23 protein-coding genes and 2 riboswitches are annotated in these 18,178 nt (G+C 73.7%); of the genes, 11 read left to right on the forward strand and 12 right to left on the reverse strand.

Annotated elements, in window-relative coordinates:
• The first annotated feature begins 34 nt into the window (after positions 1 to 34).
• The 5 genes from HNR21_RS32440 (at position 35) to HNR21_RS32460 (ending at position 5,052) form a co-directional block, all read left to right on the forward strand.
• On the forward strand, positions 35 to 502 hold the full coding sequence (locus tag HNR21_RS32440; protein WP_182708133.1) for a TIGR00725 family protein: 468 nt from the start codon (positions 35 to 37) through the stop codon (positions 500 to 502).
• A gap of 52 nt (positions 503 to 554) precedes the next feature.
• Positions 555 to 651: riboswitch (glycine riboswitch) on the forward strand.
• 4 nt (positions 652 to 655) lie between these two features.
• A riboswitch (glycine riboswitch) is annotated at positions 656 to 747 on the forward strand.
• Positions 748 to 815: 68 nt separating this feature from the next.
• The gene (gene gcvT, locus HNR21_RS32445) at positions 816 to 1,916 is read left to right on the forward strand and encodes a glycine cleavage system aminomethyltransferase GcvT (protein ID WP_182708134.1); all 1,101 of its coding nucleotides are present in this window, start codon (positions 816 to 818) and stop codon (positions 1,914 to 1,916) included.
• 31 nt (positions 1,917 to 1,947) lie between these two features.
• Positions 1,948 to 2,337 (forward strand): glycine cleavage system protein GcvH, encoded by a 390-nt coding sequence (gene gcvH, locus HNR21_RS32450; protein WP_119728931.1) that lies wholly within the window; start codon positions 1,948 to 1,950, stop codon positions 2,335 to 2,337.
• Positions 2,337 to 3,599, forward strand: coding sequence for a serine hydroxymethyltransferase (glyA, locus tag HNR21_RS32455; protein ID WP_182708135.1), 1,263 nt, complete (start codon positions 2,337 to 2,339; stop codon positions 3,597 to 3,599). The genes gcvH and glyA overlap by 1 nt, the downstream gene beginning before the upstream one ends.
• 79 nt (positions 3,600 to 3,678) lie before the next feature.
• Complete coding sequence (locus HNR21_RS32460; protein WP_182708136.1) at positions 3,679 to 5,052, forward strand: L-serine ammonia-lyase; 1,374 nt, start codon at positions 3,679 to 3,681, stop codon at positions 5,050 to 5,052.
• A 9-nt stretch (positions 5,053 to 5,061) separates the two neighbouring features.
• Here HNR21_RS32460 and HNR21_RS32465 read toward each other — a convergent pair whose 3' ends face one another.
• The 11 genes from HNR21_RS32465 to purU form a co-directional block, all read right to left on the reverse strand.
• Positions 5,062 to 5,871 (reverse strand): maleylpyruvate isomerase family mycothiol-dependent enzyme, encoded by an 810-nt coding sequence (locus tag HNR21_RS32465; RefSeq protein ID WP_182708137.1) that lies wholly within the window; start codon positions 5,869 to 5,871, stop codon positions 5,062 to 5,064.
• A gap of 41 nt (positions 5,872 to 5,912) precedes the next feature.
• Positions 5,913 to 6,626: a peptidoglycan editing factor PgeF gene (gene pgeF / locus HNR21_RS32470; RefSeq protein ID WP_182708138.1), complete on the reverse strand. Its 714-nt coding sequence runs from the start codon at positions 6,624 to 6,626 to the stop codon at positions 5,913 to 5,915.
• Between the two features lie 145 nt (positions 6,627 to 6,771).
• Complete coding sequence (gene amaP / locus HNR21_RS32475) at positions 6,772 to 7,347, reverse strand: alkaline shock response membrane anchor protein AmaP (protein WP_182708139.1); 576 nt, start codon at positions 7,345 to 7,347, stop codon at positions 6,772 to 6,774.
• On the reverse strand, positions 7,344 to 7,970 hold the full coding sequence (locus tag HNR21_RS32480; RefSeq protein WP_182708140.1) for a DUF6286 domain-containing protein: 627 nt from the start codon (positions 7,968 to 7,970) through the stop codon (positions 7,344 to 7,346). Before HNR21_RS32480 ends, amaP begins: the two co-directional genes overlap by 4 nt.
• Complete coding sequence (locus HNR21_RS32485) at positions 7,967 to 8,335, reverse strand: Asp23/Gls24 family envelope stress response protein (RefSeq protein ID WP_119728924.1); 369 nt, start codon at positions 8,333 to 8,335, stop codon at positions 7,967 to 7,969. Before HNR21_RS32485 ends, HNR21_RS32480 begins: the two co-directional genes overlap by 4 nt.
• Positions 8,332 to 8,523 carry a hypothetical protein gene (locus HNR21_RS32490; RefSeq protein WP_182708955.1) on the reverse strand — a complete coding sequence of 64 codons (192 nt, stop codon included), beginning with the start codon at positions 8,521 to 8,523 and terminating at the stop codon, positions 8,332 to 8,334. The genes HNR21_RS32485 and HNR21_RS32490 overlap by 4 nt, the downstream gene beginning before the upstream one ends.
• Positions 8,524 to 8,546: 23 nt before the next feature.
• Positions 8,547 to 8,774: a hypothetical protein gene (locus HNR21_RS32495; protein WP_182708141.1), complete on the reverse strand. Its 228-nt coding sequence runs from the start codon at positions 8,772 to 8,774 to the stop codon at positions 8,547 to 8,549.
• Positions 8,771 to 9,103, reverse strand: coding sequence for a hypothetical protein (locus tag HNR21_RS32500; RefSeq protein ID WP_246442411.1), 333 nt, complete (start codon positions 9,101 to 9,103; stop codon positions 8,771 to 8,773). Before HNR21_RS32500 ends, HNR21_RS32495 begins: the two co-directional genes overlap by 4 nt.
• A complete protein-coding gene (locus HNR21_RS32505) occupies positions 9,100 to 9,633 on the reverse strand; it encodes an Asp23/Gls24 family envelope stress response protein (RefSeq protein ID WP_182708142.1) in 534 nt (177 codons plus the stop codon). The genes HNR21_RS32500 and HNR21_RS32505 overlap by 4 nt, the downstream gene beginning before the upstream one ends.
• A 163-nt stretch (positions 9,634 to 9,796) precedes the next feature.
• On the reverse strand, positions 9,797 to 9,991 hold the full coding sequence (locus HNR21_RS32510) for a hypothetical protein (RefSeq protein ID WP_182708143.1): 195 nt from the start codon (positions 9,989 to 9,991) through the stop codon (positions 9,797 to 9,799).
• Positions 9,992 to 10,181: 190 nt separating this feature from the next.
• Positions 10,182 to 11,030 (reverse strand): formyltetrahydrofolate deformylase, encoded by an 849-nt coding sequence (purU, locus tag HNR21_RS32515; RefSeq protein ID WP_182708144.1) that lies wholly within the window; start codon positions 11,028 to 11,030, stop codon positions 10,182 to 10,184.
• A 161-nt stretch (positions 11,031 to 11,191) separates the two neighbouring features.
• Between purU and HNR21_RS32520 the strand changes: the two genes are divergently transcribed.
• The 5 genes from HNR21_RS32520 (at position 11,192) to HNR21_RS36505 (ending at position 16,532) form a co-directional block, all read left to right on the forward strand.
• Positions 11,192 to 12,133 carry a CE1 family esterase gene (locus HNR21_RS32520; RefSeq protein ID WP_182708145.1) on the forward strand — a complete coding sequence of 314 codons (942 nt, stop codon included), beginning with the start codon at positions 11,192 to 11,194 and terminating at the stop codon, positions 12,131 to 12,133.
• A 48-nt stretch (positions 12,134 to 12,181) separates the two neighbouring features.
• Positions 12,182 to 13,375 (forward strand): amino acid deaminase/aldolase, encoded by a 1,194-nt coding sequence (locus HNR21_RS32525; RefSeq protein ID WP_182708146.1) that lies wholly within the window; start codon positions 12,182 to 12,184, stop codon positions 13,373 to 13,375.
• A gap of 20 nt (positions 13,376 to 13,395) precedes the next feature.
• On the forward strand, positions 13,396 to 14,070 hold the full coding sequence (locus HNR21_RS32530) for an SIMPL domain-containing protein (RefSeq protein WP_182708147.1): 675 nt from the start codon (positions 13,396 to 13,398) through the stop codon (positions 14,068 to 14,070).
• Between the two features lie 86 nt (positions 14,071 to 14,156).
• The gene (locus tag HNR21_RS32535) at positions 14,157 to 15,239 is read left to right on the forward strand and encodes a carbohydrate kinase family protein (RefSeq protein ID WP_119731866.1); all 1,083 of its coding nucleotides are present in this window, start codon (positions 14,157 to 14,159) and stop codon (positions 15,237 to 15,239) included.
• 9 nt (positions 15,240 to 15,248) lie between these two features.
• Positions 15,249 to 16,532: a family 4 glycosyl hydrolase gene (locus tag HNR21_RS36505; RefSeq protein ID WP_312881482.1), complete on the forward strand. Its 1,284-nt coding sequence runs from the start codon at positions 15,249 to 15,251 to the stop codon at positions 16,530 to 16,532.
• A gap of 194 nt (positions 16,533 to 16,726) precedes the next feature.
• On the opposite strand, the gene HNR21_RS32545 is transcribed toward HNR21_RS36505, so the two are convergent.
• Positions 16,727 to 17,041 (reverse strand): DUF3618 domain-containing protein, encoded by a 315-nt coding sequence (locus tag HNR21_RS32545; protein ID WP_119728916.1) that lies wholly within the window; start codon positions 17,039 to 17,041, stop codon positions 16,727 to 16,729.
• Positions 17,042 to 17,323: 282 nt separating this feature from the next.
• On the opposite strand from HNR21_RS32545, the gene bcp reads away from it, so the two are divergent.
• Complete coding sequence (gene bcp / locus HNR21_RS32550; RefSeq protein ID WP_182708148.1) at positions 17,324 to 17,791, forward strand: thioredoxin-dependent thiol peroxidase; 468 nt, start codon at positions 17,324 to 17,326, stop codon at positions 17,789 to 17,791.
• Positions 17,792 to 18,178: the final 387 nt, after the last annotated feature.

An 18,178-nucleotide genomic window follows, 5' to 3' on the forward strand; every position in this document is an offset into this window, starting at 1 on the left:
CAGTTCGGCGGACGCGGCAACTACCGTGGGCCGGGTGGCCCCGCAGATCGCGGTGTGCGGCCCCGCGGACTGCACGCCCCAGGAGGAACGGGACGCCCGGGAGGTCGGGCGGCTGCTCGCCGAGCGCGGCGCGATCGTGCTGTGCGGCGGCTACGGCGGCGTGATGGCGGCGGTGGCCGCCGGAGCGCGGGCGGCGGGCGGCACGGTGGTGGGCATCCTGTCCGGCGGCGACCGCGCGGGCGCCTGCCCCGACCTGACGGTCGCCATCCCCACCGGCCTCGGCCAGGGCCGGAACGTGCTGCTGGTGACCGCGGCCGACGCGGTGATCGTGGTGGGCGGCTCGTGGGGGACGCTGTCGGAGCTGGCGCATGCGATGCGGCGCGGGAACGTGCCGGTGGTGCAGCTCGGCGGCTGGCGGGTGCTGGACGCCGACGGCCGGGAGCCGCCGGGCGTCCGGCACGCGGCCGGCCCCGCCGACGCGGTCCGCCTGGCCCTGGACTGAACGCCGGTCTCGCCCCGGCCCCCGGGGCGCTGCTAGCCTGAGGCCGCGCCGATGACCCCGCGCGGGAGAGCGCCCTCGCAGCCGGCGGGGGACGCCGAAGGAGCAACTCCTCCCCGGAACCTCTCAGGCACAAGGACCGCACGGGACAGGCGACCTCTGGAAAGCGGGGACCCGCCGGTCCCCCGCCGACGGTGAAAGCGTCCCGCCCGGCGGGAGGCGAATCTCTCAGGCTCCGATGACAGAGGGGGAGGCACCGTCCAGCCTGGTCCGGATGGGAACATGAGACCAGCGCACCGTGACAAGGAGCCGACCCGTGCCTGCCGATGACACCACCGCCAAGCGGACTCCGCTGTACGACGTGCACCGTGAACTCGGCGCGACCCTCGTCGACTTCGCCGGTTTCCAGATGCCCCTGCGGTACACCAGCGAGACCGCCGAGCACCGGGCGGTCCGCACCGGGGCGGGACTGTTCGACCTGTCCCACATGGGCGAGATCCTCGTCACCGGCCCGCAGGCCGCCGAGGGGCTGGACTACGCGCTGGTGGGCGAGCTGTCGGCGGTCAGGGCCGGCCGCGCCCGCTACACCATGATCTGCGCCCCGGACGGCGGGGTGCTGGACGACCTGATCGTCTACCGGCTGGACGAGGAGGAGTACCTCGTCGTCGCCAACGCCGCCAACGTGGCCACCGTCCGCGACGCCCTCACCGAGCGGATCGCCGGGCGGTTCGACGCCCGGGTGGACGACCGCAGCGACGAGTACGCGCTGATCGCGCTGCAGGGCCCGCAGTCGCAGGCGATCCTGGCCCAGTTCACCGACGCCCCGCTGGACGGGCTGAAGTACTACGCGTGGCTGCGCGGGCGGGTCGCCGGGGTGGACGCTTTGATCGCGCGTACGGGGTACACGGGCGAGGACGGCTTCGAGCTGTTCGTGGCCGCGGCCGACGCCGTCACGCTGTGGAACGAGCTGGCCATGGTGGACGGCGTGGTGCCGGCCGGCCTGTCGGCGCGGGACACGCTGCGGCTGGAGGCGGGGATGCCGCTGTACGGCAACGAGCTGACCGCCGAGACCACCCCGTACGAGGCGGGGCTGGGCCGGGTGGTCAAGCTGGGCAAGCCGGGCGACTTCGTGGGCCGGCAGGTGCTGGCGGCCTACGCCGAGACCCCTCCGGGCCGTACGCTCGTGGGGTTGGTGGCGCGTGGCCGGCGGGCCCCCCGCAAGGGGTACCCGGTGGTCACCGCGGACGGCACGACCTGCGGGGTGGTGACCAGCGGCGCCCCGTCGCCGACCCTGGGCAGGCCGATCGCCATGGCCTACGTCGACAGCGGGGCCGCCGGCGGCGAGCTGGCCGTCGACGTCCGCGGCAGGCGGGAACCGGTGGACGTGGTCGACCTGCCGTTCTACAAGCGTTCGTGAAACGTGCGGATCCGGAAGAGAGAAAGCGATCGTGAGCGTTCCTGAGCAGCTCCGTTACAGCGAAGAGCACGAGTGGGTGGCCGGTCTCGACAACGAGGACGGCGTGGTCACCATCGGCATCACCGCGCACGCCGCGGACGCGCTCGGTGAGATCGTCTACCTGGAGTTGCACTCCGGGGAGGGCGACACCGTCGAGGCCGGCGAGCCGTGCGGGGAGGTGGAGTCGACCAAGTCGGTCAGCGACCTGTACGCGCCGGTGTCCGGCGAGATCACCGCGATCAACCAGGCGGTCATCGACGAGCCCAAGGTGATCAACGACGACCCGTACGGGGAGGGCTGGATCCTCAAGGTGCGGGTCAGCGAGGAGCCCGGCGACCTGCTGGACGCCGAGTCCTACGGCAAGCTGATCGAGGAGTCCTGATGAGCTTCGGACTGCACGACCCGCTGGCCGCGGTCGATCCGGAGATCGCCGAGGCCGTGGCCGCGGAGCTGCGCCGCCAGCAGAACACCCTGGAGATGATCGCCTCGGAGAACTTCGCCCCGGTGGCGGTGCTGCAGGCGCAGGGCTCGGTGCTGACCAACAAGTACGCCGAGGGTTATCCGGGGCGGCGCTACTACGGCGGCTGCGAGTTCGTGGACGTGGCCGAGCAGCTGGCGATCGACCGGGCCAAGGAGCTGTTCGGGGCCGAGCACGCCAACGTGCAGCCGCACTCGGGCGCGCAGGCCAACACGGCGGTGTACTTCGCGCTGCTGGAGCACGGCGACACCATCCTGGGCCTGGACCTGGCGCACGGCGGTCACCTCACCCACGGGATGCGGATCAACTACTCGGGCAAGACGCTGAACGTGGTGCCGTACCACGTGCGCGCCGAGGACGGCCGCGTCGACATGGACGAGGTGGCGGCGCTGGCGGCCGAGCACCGGCCGAAGATGATCGTGGCGGGCTGGTCGGCGTACCCCCGGCAGCTGGACTTCGCCGAGTTCCGGCGGATCGCCGACTCGGTGGGCGCGCTGCTGATGGTGGACATGGCGCACTTCGCCGGGCTGGTGGCGGCCGGGCTGCACCCCTCGCCGGTGCCGTACGCCGACATCGTCACCACCACCACCCACAAGACGCTGGGCGGCCCGCGCGGCGGGCTGATCCTGTGCCGCGCCGAGTACGCCAAGAAGATCAACTCGGCGGTGTTCCCGGGCATGCAGGGCGGCCCGCTGGAGCACGTGATCGCGGCCAAGGCGGTGGCGCTGAAGATCGCCGCGTCCGAGGAGTTCCGCGAGCGGCAGGCCCGCACCGTGGAGGGCGCGAAGATCCTGGCCGAGCGGCTGCTGGCCGAGGACTGCGCCAAGGCCGGGGTGCAGGTGCTGACCGGCGGCACCGACGTGCACCTGGTGCTGGTCGACCTGGTCAACTCCCAGCTCACCGGGCGGGACGCCGAGGACCTGCTGCACTCGGTGGGGATCACGGTCAACCGCAACGCGGTGCCCAACGACCCGCGCCCGCCGATGGTGACCTCCGGCCTGCGGATCGGCACGCCCGCGCTGGCCACCCGGGGCTTCACGGCCGAGGACTTCACCGAGGTCTCCGACGTGATCGCGCTGGCCCTGCAGCCCGACCCCGACATCGCCGCGCTGTCGGCCCGGGTGCGCGCCCTGGCCGACAAGCACCCCCTCTACCCCGGCCTGTGATCCGCCGCCGTGACCCCGTGACCCGGTGCCGCGGGGTCGCGGCGGGGCTCGCCGGGCCTTGGCCTACAACGAGGTAGCCATGGCCATCAGCGTCTTCGACCTGTTCAAGGTGGGCATCGGCCCGTCCAGTTCGCACACCGGCGGTCCGATGGCCGCCGCGCACCGCTTCGCCCGCGGCCTGCGCCGTGACGGCCTGCTGGAGAAGACCGCGTCGGTGCGGGCCGTGCTGTACGGCTCGCTCGGCCTGACCGGCAAGGGCCACGGCAGCGACAAGGCAGTCATGCTGGGCCTGGAGGGCGACAAACCGGAACTCGTCGACGTCGACGCCGTTCCCGGGCGTCTGGCCGCCATCCGCGACCGGGGCACGCTGCGCCTGTTCGGCCAGGTGGAGATCCCGTTCGTGGTCGGCGAGCACCTGATCTTCGAACGCAAGGAGTCCCTGCCGGGCCATCCGAACGGGATGCGCTTCACCGCCTACGACGCGGACGGTTCCGAGCTGCGCTCCCGGGTCTACTACTCGGTGGGCGGCGGGTTCGTGGTGGACGAGAACGCCACCGGGGCCGACCGGATCAAGCCCGACGACACCGTTCTGCCCCACCCGTTCGAGTCGGCCGCCGAGCTGCTGGCCCGCTGCGCCGAGACCGGCCTGTCGGTCTCGGCCCTGATGCTGGCCAACGAGCAGGCGTTCGGCCGTACCGAGGCGGAGATCAGGACCGGCCTGCTGGAGCTGTGGCAGGTGATGCGCGCCTGCGTGCGGCGCGGCTGCACCACCGAGGGACTGCTGCCCGGCGGCCTGAAGGTCCGTCGCCGCGCCCCGCAGCTGCACCGCCGCCTGCGCACCGAGGGCTCGGCCGACCCGATGCACGCCATGGACTGGGTCACCCTGTTCGCCCTGGCGGTCAACGAGGAGAACGCCGCAGGCGGCCGTATCGTCACCGCCCCCACCAACGGCGCGGCGGGCATCGTCCCCGCCGTCCTGCACTACTACGACCGTTTCGTCCCCGGCGCCGACGAGGGCGGCGTGGTGCGCTTCCTGCTCGCCGCCGGCGCCATCGGCGTGCTGTTCAAGCAGAACGCCTCCATCTCCGGCGCCGAGGTCGGCTGCCAGGGCGAGGTGGGCTCGGCCTGCTCGATGGCCGCCGCCGGCCTGGCCGAGGTCCTCGGCGGCACCCCCGAGCAGGTGGAGAACGCCGCCGAGATCGGCATCGAGCACAACCTGGGCCTGACCTGCGACCCCGTGGGCGGCCTGGTCCAGGTCCCCTGCATCGAGCGCAACGCCGTGGGCGCCGTCAAGGCCATCACCGCCGCCCGCATGGCCCTGCGCGGCGACGGCCGCCACTTCGTCTCCCTCGACAAGGCCATCAAGACCATGCGCGACACCGGCCGCGACATGCTCGACAAGTACAAGGAGACCAGCCGCGGCGGCCTGGCCGTCAACGTCATCGAGTGCTGAGCCCCCGGCTCAGGGGGTGGTGTTCATGTTGGCGAGGACCCTCGTGGCCAGGTCCTGGTCGCCGGCGACGGTGGCGGGGACGGGAACGGTGTCGGGGGTGCGGCGGCCGGTGGACAGGAGCATGAAGGTCTCCCAGTCCATGGTCAGGGTGGCGGTGGGGGCGTCGACGGGGTCGGTGTCGCGGGCCCGGCGGTCGTCGCCGACGGCGATGTGGCGGGTGAACGCGGCGGGGCCGGTGACCTCGAACCTGACGGTCTGGCCGGGCTCGGCGCCGGCCTTCTTGCCCACGACGAACGGCAGGCCGAAGCCGAGGCGGTAGCGGGTGTACTCGGCGGCGGGGGCGTCGAGGTTGCCGGGGCGGCCCACGGCGCGGCGCACGTCCTGTTCGTGGACGTAGCAGTCGAACGCGCGGAAGGTCATGAACTCGACGTAGGGGACCGTCCTGCCGGTGGGGGCGATGGTCTCCTGGTCGGGGTCGATGCCGGGGAGCTGGACGAGGCGGCGCTCGAGGGTCTCGGTGAGCTCGGCGAGGACCTCGGGGCCGGGCACCGGGCGGCGCACGTCCACGTCGACCTCGAGCATGCGGGCGAAGTCGTTGCGAATGTGGGGCAGGTCCTCGGGCAGGGTGTGCTGCGGGACGGGGTCGCCGAGCAGCATCCGCTCGATGCCGATCAGGTGGGACAGGACGTCCTTGACGGTCCAGCCCGGCAGGTCGGTCGGCAGGTCGTAGTCGGCGTCGGAGAAGTCCTGGGCGAGCGCGATCGTCGACCGCACGGTCTGCTCGTAGGCCGCCACCGCCCGGGCCATGTCGTCTCTCATGCGGGCGAGGCTGCCATGCCCGGGTTTCTTGACGCAACCCCTCAGGTCAGCCAGATGTACCCAGCGAACCGGCCGGTACGGTTCGAGCGCCGGTAGGAGTACAGCTCCGGCGACTCCAGGGTGCAGCGGGCGTCGTGCCGGATGTCGGCGACGCCCGCCCGCTTGAGCTGGGCCTCCACCCCGGCCCGCACGTCCAGCGCCGGGGTGCCCCGCCGGGTGGTGGCGCGGGTCTCGGGGATCAGCGCGGCCACCTCGTCGCGGATCCCGGCGGACACCTCGTAGCAGAGGCCGCAGGCGCACGGGCCGATCAGCGCGGTCATCCGGGCGGGGTCCGCGCCGCGTTCGGCCATCGCCGCCACCAGCGCCGGGACCACGCCCGCGGCGGTGCCCACCCGGCCGGAGTGGGCGGCGCCCACCAGCCCGGCGTCGGGGTCGGCCACCAGCACCGGCGCGCAGTCGGCCACCAGCACGGCCAGCCCCAGGCCGGGCCGGTCGGTGAAGATCGCGTCGACGCCCGGCGGGTCGTCGCCGAACGGCCCGGTCACGTACCGGACCTCGGCGCTGTGCACCTGCCGCATGTAGACCACCCGGGACGGGTCCAGCCCCAGTTCGCGGGCGGTCAGCTCGCGGTTGCGGCGGACCGCCTCCGGGTCGTCGCCGACCGCGCCGCCGAGATTGCGCTCATCGAACGGCGGGGCGCTCACCCCGCCCGAACGGTCCGTGATGGCCACCTGTGCCCGCCCGGCCAGCCGCATCCGCAACGCCTCCAGTCCCGGGGATCCCGTCGGGACGCAAGGCTATCGGCGGGGACTCCCCGGGGGTCCGGGGGTCGCCCTTCATCAGGACGGCCGCAGCGGAGCGAGGACCGTTCCCGAGGGGCCCGCCCCGGAGGAAGCGCGCTCAGACGGGCGTCCGGTGTTCGGGGGCGTCGACCAGGCGCAGCCGCACCACCGTGGGCAGCGTCTCCCGGTCCAGCGCGTTCCGCAGCCGTGCGACCGCCGCGGGCACGACCTCGCCGCGCAGTTCCGCGGGGTCGGCGCGGACCCCGTAGGCGACGGTCATGACCAGCCGCGGATGCCTCCTGCTGCCCAGCAGCCTGGCGCGGGCCTTCTCCACGCCGGGGTGGGCGGCGACGTCCTCCTCGACGGCGGAGGTCAGCGCCGCCGCCGAGACCTTGGTGGAGCCTCCGGAGCGGTCGTCCAGCGACAGCCCGCCGAGCTTCTCCGAGCGGCTCTGGGCGAGCAGCCACGCCAGGGCCAGCAGGGTGACCAGCACCGCGCCCACGGCGACCGCGTACCAGAACCACCCGTAGGTGTCGGGCAGGGTCCGCAGGCCGTCGGTCAGCAGGGGCTCGCGGGCCGCGCCCTGCCCCCAGACGCCCAGCGCGCGGGCAAGCGCCGCGCCGCCCCCCGCCAGCAGCAGGAGCCCGACGATGGTGAGCCCGATCCGGTTCAGCCCGGCCGCACTGCGATTCACACCGCCTCCGTGGTACGCACCCGTACGGACACCTTCCGCGCGGGGCGGGTGCCGAGCCGTTCCAGCCGCCCGGCGACCGCCTCGGCCACCCGTTCGTCCAGACCCGCCGGGTCGCGCAGGGCGGTCTCCACCACCACGCGCACCCGGTGGCGCCGCAGCCTGACCTTGCGGACGGCGGTGACCGCCTCCACGTCGCCGGCCGCGGCGGCCACGGCATGGCGCAGCCCGCGCGGCATCACCCCGACGACCAGGTCGGGGTCGTCGCTGTGCAATTCGACCAGGGAGGTGTGGCCGGGGTTGAGCCCGGCGGCCAGGCAGGCCAGGCCGAGCAGGGCCGCCACGGAGGCGGCGGCGATGGTCACCGCGTCGTTCCAGGAGGTGCGCGACAGCCAGGACGTGATCCGGTCGTGGTCGATCAGCCCGGCGGACGCCCCCGCCAGCGCGGCGATCACCTCGGTCGCGACCACCACGCCCACCACGGTCAGCAGCGCCGACACCAGCAGCGCGGGCCACATCCGGCGCGGGCGGAACACCCGGTGGGCGGCCCGCCGGGCGGTGCGGTCGACGGCCCCGCGGGCGGGCCGGGGCCGGGCGGGCCGCAGCTGTCCGGCGTGCGTGGTCATCGGACCCGCACCGCCTTCCCCGGCCGCCGGGACGTCAGGTCGGTGACGTCGATGTCGACGTGGTCCACCGTCAGCCCGGTCAGCGACTCCACCCGCTCCCGGACGCGCTCGCGGGCCTGGCTGGTCACCGACAGGATCGACGCGGGGTACTCCACCGACAGCTCGACCCGGGCGACGACCTTGCCGCCGCTGGCCGAGGCGCGGGCGCGGACCCGGCGGTCCTCGCCCAGCCGGACGCCCAGCACGCTGCGTTCCAGGCCGCCGGCCCGCTCCGCCTCGGCGGCGGCCCGTGAGACGATCTTGCTCACCACCCGGTCGGCGATGGTGGTGACGCCGCGCTCCGAGCGCAGCCGGCCGGCGCTCATGAGGTCGGCCCCCGGCGCGTCCGGGCGGTGCCGAAGACCTCGCCGAGGTCCAGGTCGCCCGCGATCGCGCGCCCGCCCAGATAGCCGAGGACCCCGAACACCAGCACGGCGACGAACGCGGCGAACCCGCCGGCGGCCGCGGCGATGCCGAGGACGGTCCCGTAGACCAACCCGACGATCGGCCAGATCGTGTGCTCCATCGTGCTTCCCTTCATTCGACCGTGCGGTCCCGCCGCCTCCTGCGGCGTTCCAGCCAGCGGTGCAGCGGCCCGAGCCCGGGCCGCCGCCGGACCACGACCACCGGCGCGTCCTCGGCCGCCCGGGCGCGGCGGCGCCGTTCCAGCCCGGCGGCGAAGGCGGCCGGGTCGCCGCCCGCGTCCGGATGGTTGGCCCGCACCCAGGCGCGGAAGGCCGCGCGCCGCTCGCGGGCGTCGTTCACCTGGCCGCGTCTCCGGCGGTCGTCTCGGCGGGATCGGCCAGGTCGGCGACGATGACGTGCACCGCCCGCTCCCCCGCCAGCGGCGCGACCGCCGCCCGGACCGCCTCGGCCGTCTCGGTCACGGGCCGGTCCGGCAGCACGACCACCGACACCCGCACCTCGTCGGCGCGCACCGCCACCCCCGGCAGCGGCGGACCTGGACGGTAGGTGACCACCTCCGCCCTGGGGCCGGCGGTCAGGCGGACGACACCGGCCACGGCGCGGGCCCGCTCGGCGATCCGCCCGGCGAGCTCCGCCGTGGACGGCGCGGGCGGCGCCGGGGCGGTCATCGGACCCTGGGCTCCTCGTGCTCGGCGCGCTGCTGCCCGCCGCCCTGCTGCTGCTCCCCGTCCTCGTCGGGCAGGTGGATGTCGTCGACGGTGACGTTGACCTCGACGACCTCCAGCCCGCACATGTGCTCGACGGACCGGATGACGTTCTCCCGTACGGCGTTGGCCAGGTCGGGGATGGACACCCCGTAGTCGACCACCAGGTCGATGTCGACGGCCGCCTGGCGTTCGCCGACCTCGACGGCCACCCCCTGGGCGACGTTCCTGGTCATGCCGGGCAGCCGTTCCCTGACCGAGCCGAGCGTGCGGCCCACCCCGGAACCCATGGCGTACACGCCGCCGATCTCCCGGGCCGCCATCCCGGCCACCTTGGAGACGACGCCGCCGACGATGGTGGTGCGCCCGCTGGAGGTGACCAGCTCGCCCTTGCCCTGGCCGGCCCTGACGGGGCTCTGCGTGCCGGCCGTCGCCGTGCCCGGCGCCGTCCCGGCCCGTTCCCTGGTCGCCGTCTTCCCGCTCTCCTGCGTCACGATTGCACCCCCCGATGACGAATGCGTGACGTGCGGTTGATGCTCAATGCCCCGGTCGCTAAACAACTCCGAAAAGCGATGTTTGGGTAGATCGTCCTTGCCGGTAAGAGACGGGGCCGGTGGCGCCCTGTCGCGCCACCGGCCCCGCCGCCCGGACGCTAGGTCACTTGGCCTTGCGCGCCTTGTCCCGGGCCCGCTGCGCCTTGCCGCGCACCCTGCCCTCGGTCTGCTCCATGGCCCGCTCGGCGGCCCGCTCGGCGCGGTCGGCCCGCTGGTCGGGCCGGAGCTCGTCGAGCGCCCGCGCCGCGTCCTCGTCCTGCGACCTGGCCTGCTGCATCTTGCTGCTGGTGTCAGCCACGACAATTCCCCCCATTGCGTACGGCGTGGCCTTGCGCCCCGTATATAACCCGGCAGCCGGAAATCATGCACCGAATCTTCAGATCGTTCCGGACCGTCCGGAAATCGTCTCCAAGCGGCGTGTTCCCGGACGGACCGGACATTTCCCGGGAAATTCGCGGCGCAATTCGACGGGCCGGGGAGGGCCGGTCTCAGCGGAAGACGACCGTCTTGTCGCCGTCCAGCAGGATCCGGTGCTCGCTGTGCCAGCGGACGGCGCGGGCCAGCGCCAGGCACTCCATGTCCCGCCCCACCGCCATGAGGTCCGCCGGGCTGTGGGTGTGGTCGACCCGCGCGACCTCCTGCTCGATGATCGGCCCCTCGTCGAGGGCGGGCGTCACGTAGTGCGCGGTGGCGCCGATCAGCTTGACCCCCCGGGCGTGCGCCTGGTGGTAGGGCCGGGCGCCCTTGAAGCTCGGCAGGAACGAGTGGTGGATGTTGATGATCCGGCCCGGCAGCTTGGCGCAGAACTCGTCCGACAGCACCTGCATGTAGCGGGCCAGCACCACCAGGTCCACCTGGTAGTGCTCCACCAGCGCCAGGATCTCCGCCTCCTGCGCGGCCTTGCCGCCCGGCCCGATCGGCAGGTGGTGGTAGTCGACCCCGTACGACTGGGTGAGCGGGCGCAGGTCCGGATGGTTGGAGGCGACCGCCACGATGTCGATGTCCAGCAGCCCCGAACGGGTCCGGTACAGCAGGTCGTTCAGGCAGTGCCCGGCCTTGGACACCATGATCAGCACGCGGGTGCGGCTGCCGGGCTCGTGCAGCCGCCAGTCCAGCGCGAAGCGCCCGGCCTGCAGGTGCAGGGCGGCCCGCAGTTCGTCCGCCGCGACCCCCTCCGGGGCGCTGAACTGCACCCGCATGAAGAACCGTCCGGTGTCGGCGTCGCCGTACTGCTGGCTCTCCAGGATGTTGCAGTCGCGCTCGGCCAGCAGCCCCGAGACGGCGGCGACGATGCCGGGCCGGTCCGGGCACGACAGGGTCAGGATGTAGGAAGTCACGGCACGGCCTTCTGACGATTTCAGGATGTGCGCCGCCCCTGGTCCGCGGCGCCCACTCCCACGATATCCAGGCACGACTCCGGCCTTTGGCGGTCTTTCACCGGACCCGGCGGCGGGCGGGGACCGTTTGTCCGGTTCGTCCCGCGGTTAGATTGCCCCGCATGCGACGGGTCGCGTCATTGGCACCGGCATTGCTCCTGCTGCTGGCCGGATGCTCCCCCGGCGACGCGCCGGACCGTCCCGGCGGCGCGGCCGGGCGCGAGCGCCCTCCCGCCGAGGTCGCGGGCGTCCCCACCGCCGCGGGCACCCACCGGCTGAAGCTGGACGCCGGGGGCGTCAACAAGCGGGAGTACCGGCTGCGGGTCCCGCCGCAGCTCGCCGACCGGCGGTGGCGCGACGGCCGGCCCGCCGAACCGCTGCCCCTGGTCGTCGCCATGCACGGCGGCGCCGCCAACGCCGAGCGCATGGAGCGGATCAGCGGCCTCGACGAGACGGCCGACCGGGAGGGCGTCCTGGTGGCCTATCCCGAGGGCTGGCTGATGAGCTGGAACGCCGGGTTCTGCTGCGGCCCGGCCAAGCTCGCCAAGACCGACGACATCGGGTTCATCACCGAGCTCGTCGGCAGGCTCACCGACGCCGGGCTCGCCGACCCCGACCGGGTGTACGCGACGGGCTTCTCCAACGGGGCGGCCATGGCCTACCGGCTGGCGTGCGAGGCGCCCGGGACGTTCGCCGCGATCGGGGCGGTGTCGGCCGCGATGGCGATGCCGCGCTGCGACCCGGCGCCGACCTCGGTGCTGGTCATGCACGGCACCCGCGACGGCAACGTGCCCTACGACGGCGGCGGGCGGATCGACTGGAACGACCCGCGCTCCTTCCCGCCGGTCTCGCACGCCGTCGACTACTGGCGCAAGGAGAACGGCCTGCCGCCCCTCGGCCGTACCCTCGAGGTCGGCGACGGGCCGGACTGCCGCACCACCGGGCGGGGCGGGGCCGGGACCGAGGTGGCGCTGTGCCGGATCGAGGGCGGCGGCCACGCCTGGCCGGAGGGCGCGCACAACACCCTGTGGACGTTCTTCGAGGACCATCCGCGCCGGGACTAGAATGTGAGGACTTCTCACGTTACTCCGTTCCTCGGGCAGGATGACCCCATGAACCTCCGCAAGCGGTACGACACCGCCACCGCCGCGCTGCCCGCCCCGCTGGCGATCGTCGACATGGACGCCTTCCGCGCCAACGCCGCCGATCTGGTCCGCCGGGCGGCGGGCAAGCCGATCCGGGTGGCCAGCAAGTCGGTGCGGTGCCGGGCGCTGCTGGCCGAGGTGCTGGCCATGGACGGCTTCGCCGGGATCATGGCGTTCACGCTCCCCGAGGCGCTGTGGCTGGCCGCCGAGCGGATGAGCGACGACATCCTGGTCGCCTACCCGACCGCCGACGAGACCGCCCTGGCCCGGCTGGCGGCCGACGACCACGCGCGGTCCGTGGTCACCGTGCTGGTCGACTCCCCCGACCACCTGGCGATGATCGAACGCGCCGCCGGCCACGCCCCCGGCCCGATCCGGGTGTGCATGGACATCGACGCCGGATACCGGCTGCTGGGCGGCCGGATCCGGATCGGGGCGCGGCGCTCCTCGATCCACGACCCCGCGCAGGCCGCCGCGTTCGCCGCCCGCATCGCACGGCACCCGACGGTGACGCTGGTCGGGCTGATGGCCTACGAGTCGCAGATCGCCGGGGTCGGCGACGAGCCCCCCGGCAACCCCGCCCGGGCCAAGGTGATCAAGGCGATGCAGGCCCGTTCCCGGCTGGAGCTGGCCCGCCGCCGCGCCGCCGTCGTGCGGGCCGTCCGCGAGGTGACGCCCGGCCTGGAGTTCGTCAACGGCGGCGGCACCGGCAGCGTGGAGAAGACCGCCGCCGAACGGGCCGTCACCGAGATCGCCGCGGGCTCCGGGCTCTACCAGCCGCACCTGTTCGACTACTACAGCAACTTCACCGGGCGCCCCGCCGCGCTGTTCGCCCTCCCGGTGGTGCGGCGCCCCGGCCCCGGCGTGGTGACCTGCCTGGGCGGCGGCTACCTGGCCTCCGGCCCCGCCGACCGGCTGCGGCTGCCCCAGCCGTACCTGCCCAGGGGACTGTCGTACGACGCCAACGAGGGCGCGGGCGAGGTGCAGACCCCGCTGCTGGGGGCCGCGGCCGACGAGCTGGCCATCGGGGACCGCGTCTGGTTCCGCCACACCAAGGCGGGCGAGCTGTGCGAACGGTTCGACACCCTGCACCTGGTGGAGGGCGACACGGTGGTGAAGAGCGTGCCGACGTACCGCGGAGAGGGCCGCACATTCCTGTAGCCGGTCCCTAGATTGGGGACATGACTCAAGAGCCCGTCATCAGCGTTCGCGGGGAGGCCCTCCTGGAGGTCGACCCGGAGATCGCCCACCTGTCGGTATACGTCCAGTCCAAGGACGACGACCGCCGCAAGGCCCTCGACCGGCTCGTCGCCAACAACCGCCACTGCCTGGAGCTGATCCGGTCGTACGGGGACGCGGTCGAGAAGCTGGAGACCGGCGCGCTCACCGTCACCCCGGTGCTCAAGTACCGGCGCCGTGAGGGCGACATCAACTACTACCAGGGCACCGTGTGGATCAAGGTGACGGTGCAGGACCTGTCGGTCCTCGGGGAGCTGGTCACCCGGCTCGCCGACACCGAGCGCACCCGGGTGGACGGGCCGTACTGGGCGCTGCGCCGCGACAGCGAGGTGTACGCCGAGGCCGCCCGGCAGGCCGTGCACCAGGCGGTGCAGCGGGCCCGCAGCTACGCCGAGGCGCTGGGCAGCGAGCTGACCGGGCTGGTGGAGCTGGCCGACGAGGGGCTGACCTCGCGCGCCGCCGAGACGTTCCGGGCGGAGCCGATGGCGGCGTACGCCGCCGCCGCGCCCGTCGCCGCCGCCGAGGAGCCCCCTCCGCTGGACCTGGAGCCGCGGACGCAGACGGTCAGCGCCACGGTGGAGGCCCGGTTCACCGTCAGCAGGCCCTCGTTCGGCTGACGATTCCGTCGTAGCCGCCGAGTATGGTCGGTGGCATCGGCCGGGATCGTGACCGGGTTTTCGAGAGCCTCGGACGGGAGGTTCCGATGGGCGCACCGAACGCGACGGCACCGCCTGCGGCGTCGTTCGACGACCCCTGCGCCGAGCGGCGGCTGCGCTTCGGCGGGGACGGCGGGCTGGACGTGTTCCTGACCGGCCGGGTGTTCATGGACATGATCTTCACCGGGCTGCCCGGCCTGCCGCCGCCCGGCACCGAGCTGGTCACCGACGGGCTCGGCTCGGCGCCCGGCGGCATCGCCAACATCGCGGTGGCGATGAGCCGGCTCGGGCTGCGCACCGGGCTGGCCACCGCGATCGGCGACGACATGTTCGGCGCCTACCTGTGGCGGACCCTGTCCGAGCAGGAGGGCGTCGACCTGACCTGGTCGCACCGGCCGGCCGGCTGGCCCACCCCGGTCACGGTGTCGATGGCCTACGACTCCGACCGCAGCATGGTCACCTACGCCCGGCCCATGCCCTCCGCCGGCGAGCTGGTCACCGCCCCGCCGAGCGCCGCGACCTGCTTCGTCGACATCGACCGGCCGGTCCCGGCGTGGGCGCTGGAGATGCGCCGGGCCGGGACGCTGGTGTTCGCCGACGTCGGCTGGGACCCGACCGAGACCTGGTCCACCGACGTGCTGGACCGGCTCGCCGCGGTCGACGTGTTCCTGCCGAACGCGGTCGAGGCGATGGCCTACACCCGCACCCGGCGGCCCGCCGACGCGCTGGAGGCGCTGGCGCCGCGCGTCCCGGTCGTGGTGGTCAAGCAGGGGGCGCAGGGCGCCATCGCCGTCGACTCCACCACCGGGGAACGCGCCTGGGCGCCCGCGCTGCCGGTGGAGCCGCTGGACACCACCGGGGCCGGGGACGTGTTCGCCGCCGGGTTCGTGTTCGGCACCCTGGCCGGATGGCCGCTGCTGCAGCGGCTGCGGTTCGCCAACCTGTGCGCGGGGCTGTCGGTGCGCCACTACAGCGGGTCGCTGGGCGCGCCCTGCTGGGGGGACATCGCCGCGTTCGGGGAGACCTCCGAGGTGCCGCCCGAGGTGCTGGCCGACTACGAGTTCGTCGTTCCGTACATCCCCGACAGCGGGCTCGGCTCGGTGACCCGCGCCGAGCCGACGCTGCGCTAGGAGAGTCCTGTGAGCGTGAAGATCGCCATCGTGGGGGCCGGCAGCGGCTACATGCCGGGGGTGATCCGCGGGCTGCTGCACCGCGCCGGCGACCTGGCCGGGGCCGAGCTGGCGTTCCACGACGTCGACGCCGGCCATCTGGGGCTGATGACCCGGCTGGCCACCGCCATGTTCTCCGCCCGCGGCGCCGGCTTCACCGTGACCGCGCACACCGAGCTCAAGCCCGCGCTGGACGGCGCCTCGTACGTGTTCACCACGTTCCGGCCGGGCGGGATGGCGGCACGGCACCTGGACGAGTCGATCCCGCTGCGGCACGGCGTGGTGGGGCAGGAGACGGCCGGGCCGGGCGGGTTCCTGATGGCCTGCCGTTCGGTGCCGGTGCTGCTGGAGATCGCCGACCTGGCCGACCCGGGGGCCTGGATCGTCAACTACACCAACCCCACCAACATCGTCACCGACGCGGTGCTGCGGCACCGGCCCGGCACCCGCGTCATCGGGCTGTGCGACCAGCACGTCGGCGACACCGAGATGTGGGCCGAGCTGCTGGGGCTGCCGTTCGACGGGCTGGAGGCCGACTGGATCGGCCTCAACCACGCCACCTGGGCCGAACGGGTCCGCCTGCACGGCGAGCCGCTGGACCTGCCCGCCCGGCTGGCGGACCTGGAGATCCCCGGCGGCGGCGCGACCCCCTGGCGGGACCCGTCCCGGATGGCGGAGCTGGCCAAGGCGCTCGGCTTCCTGCCGAACTCCTACGCCAAGTACTACTTCTTCCACGACGAGGTGGTCGAGGAGCTGCGCGCCAAGGGCACCACCCGGGCGCAGGACATCATGGCCATGCTGCCCGCCTACTACGAGTCCGTCGCCGCCGAGGCCGCCAAGCCCGACCCCGATCCCAGCCGGGAACGCGGCGGCGGCGAGCACGGCGAGTTCGCGGTCGACGTCATCTGCGCCCTGCACCGCGACGAGGGCCGCCGCGTCATCGTCAACACCCGCAACAACGGCGCCGTCTCCTCCCTGGACGACGACGCCGTGGTGGAGGTCCCCGCCGTCGTCGGCCGCGGCGGCCCCGTGCCGCTGACCATGGGCCCCCTGCCCGCCCCCGTGCGCGGCCTGACCCAGGCCATCCACGCCTACGAACGCCTGGCCGCCGACGCCGCCGCCACCGGCGACCGCCGCACCGCCCTGCAGGCCCTGATGGCCCACCCGTTCATCCGCGGCAAGCACACCGCCGAACGCATCCTGGACGAGGGGCTGGCCGCCCACCGAGCCCACCTCCCCCAGTTCACGCCCTGACGCGCCCCGCTCCACCGGCCTCCGCAGGAGCCGCCCCGAGCCGTCAACGCGAACGGCCGAGGTCACCGGGCCCGGCGGCTGCGTCCGTCCGGCACGGTCTGGGCGCGCTCGAAGGCCCGCATCGGTGATGTGAGGTCCAAGGGCACAAGAAAGCGCCGGCCCCGTAGAGGGACCGGCGCCGTCCGGGAATCCGGTCAGCCGCGGCGCCGGCGGCCGCGACGCCACAGGACGAACACCGTCACCGCGACCACGGCGCCCACGCCCGCCGCGACGACCCGGCGATCGACCCCGCCCGGCTCGCCGTCCTCGCCCGGGGCCGACGGGACCACCAGCGCGCCCACGGCCGCCGCGACCTGACCGGCCTCCTCCTTCAGGCGGGTCACGCCGCGCTGCGCGACATTGCGCGGGTTGACCCGGTCCGCGATCGCGTCGATGGTCCGCGCGAGTTCCTTCCGGGTCGCCTCGATCTCCTTCTCCAGCGCCTCCGGATCGCGGGCTCTGTCAGCCATGCCGTGTCCTTATCGTCCGAGCATCCTGCGGCAGATGATCCGTTCAGTGTTGCAGGTATGACGGGCGGGTGCTCCGTTCCCCCCGCCCCTATCGTCGCGGGCCCTCCCGGCCCCTTCCCGCCCGGCGCTCCCGCCCCTGTCCGCCCCTGTCCCCGGTACGGTTGAGATGACCTGTCGTACCGGGGATCATCCCTGGCACGACCCCACCCGACGACCGGTCAGGCGAACGACGCCCGCGGCCCGTCCGCGGCCGCCTGACCGCCACCCCGAAAGGCGGAACTGGTGTCCCAGCGGCTGCAGCCCGGCGACGTCGCCCCCGACTTCGAACTCCTCGACGCCGACGGCGACCCGGTGTCCCTGGCGTCGCTGCGCGGCAAGCGCGTGATCCTGTACTTCTACCCGGCCGCCATGACCCCCGGCTGCACCAAGGAGGCCGTCGACTTCCGCGACGCCCTCCCCGACCTGCAGGCCGCCGGCGTCACCGTCGTCGGCATCTCCCCCGACCCGCCCGCCAAGCTCGCCAAGTTCCGCGACCGCGACGGCCTGACCTTCCCCCTGCTGTCCGACCCCGACACCGCCACCCTGCAGGCCTACGGCGCCTACGGCGAGAAGAAGCTCTACGGCAAGGTCGTGGTCGGCGTCATCCGCTCCACCTTCATCATCGACCCCGAAGGCAAAATCGAAAAGGCCTACTACAACGTGAAGGCCACCGGCCACGTCAACCGCCTCCGCAAAGACCTCGGCCTTTGATCGGCCGGTCGCCGGCGCCCGGGAAATGTCAGACCGCCGCCCTACGATCCCCGCATGGGGAATCGCAGATACGGCGAGAAGTACACCGAGGAACTGCTGGGCGAGGCGGCCGCCCATTCGGTCAGCGTGGCGGGCGTGCTGCGCTACTTGGGCATTCCGCCCTCCGGTGGCGCACACGCCCACATCAGCCGGCGCCTGCGCGCGCTCGGCGTCGACACCTCCCACTTCCTGGGTCAGGCGCACGCCAGAGGCCGGCCGGGGCCGCGCAAGAGCGCGGCGGAGATCCTGGTCCGCAGCCCACCCGGCTCCGGGCGTCCCAAGACCGAAAGGCTGCGCCGCGCACTGCTGGAGATAGGCGTACCGCACTGTTGCCGGGAATGCGGTATC

This window comes from Thermomonospora cellulosilytica (assembly GCF_014138835.1).
GTDB lineage: Bacteria > Actinomycetota > Actinomycetes > Streptosporangiales > Streptosporangiaceae > Thermomonospora > Thermomonospora amylolytica.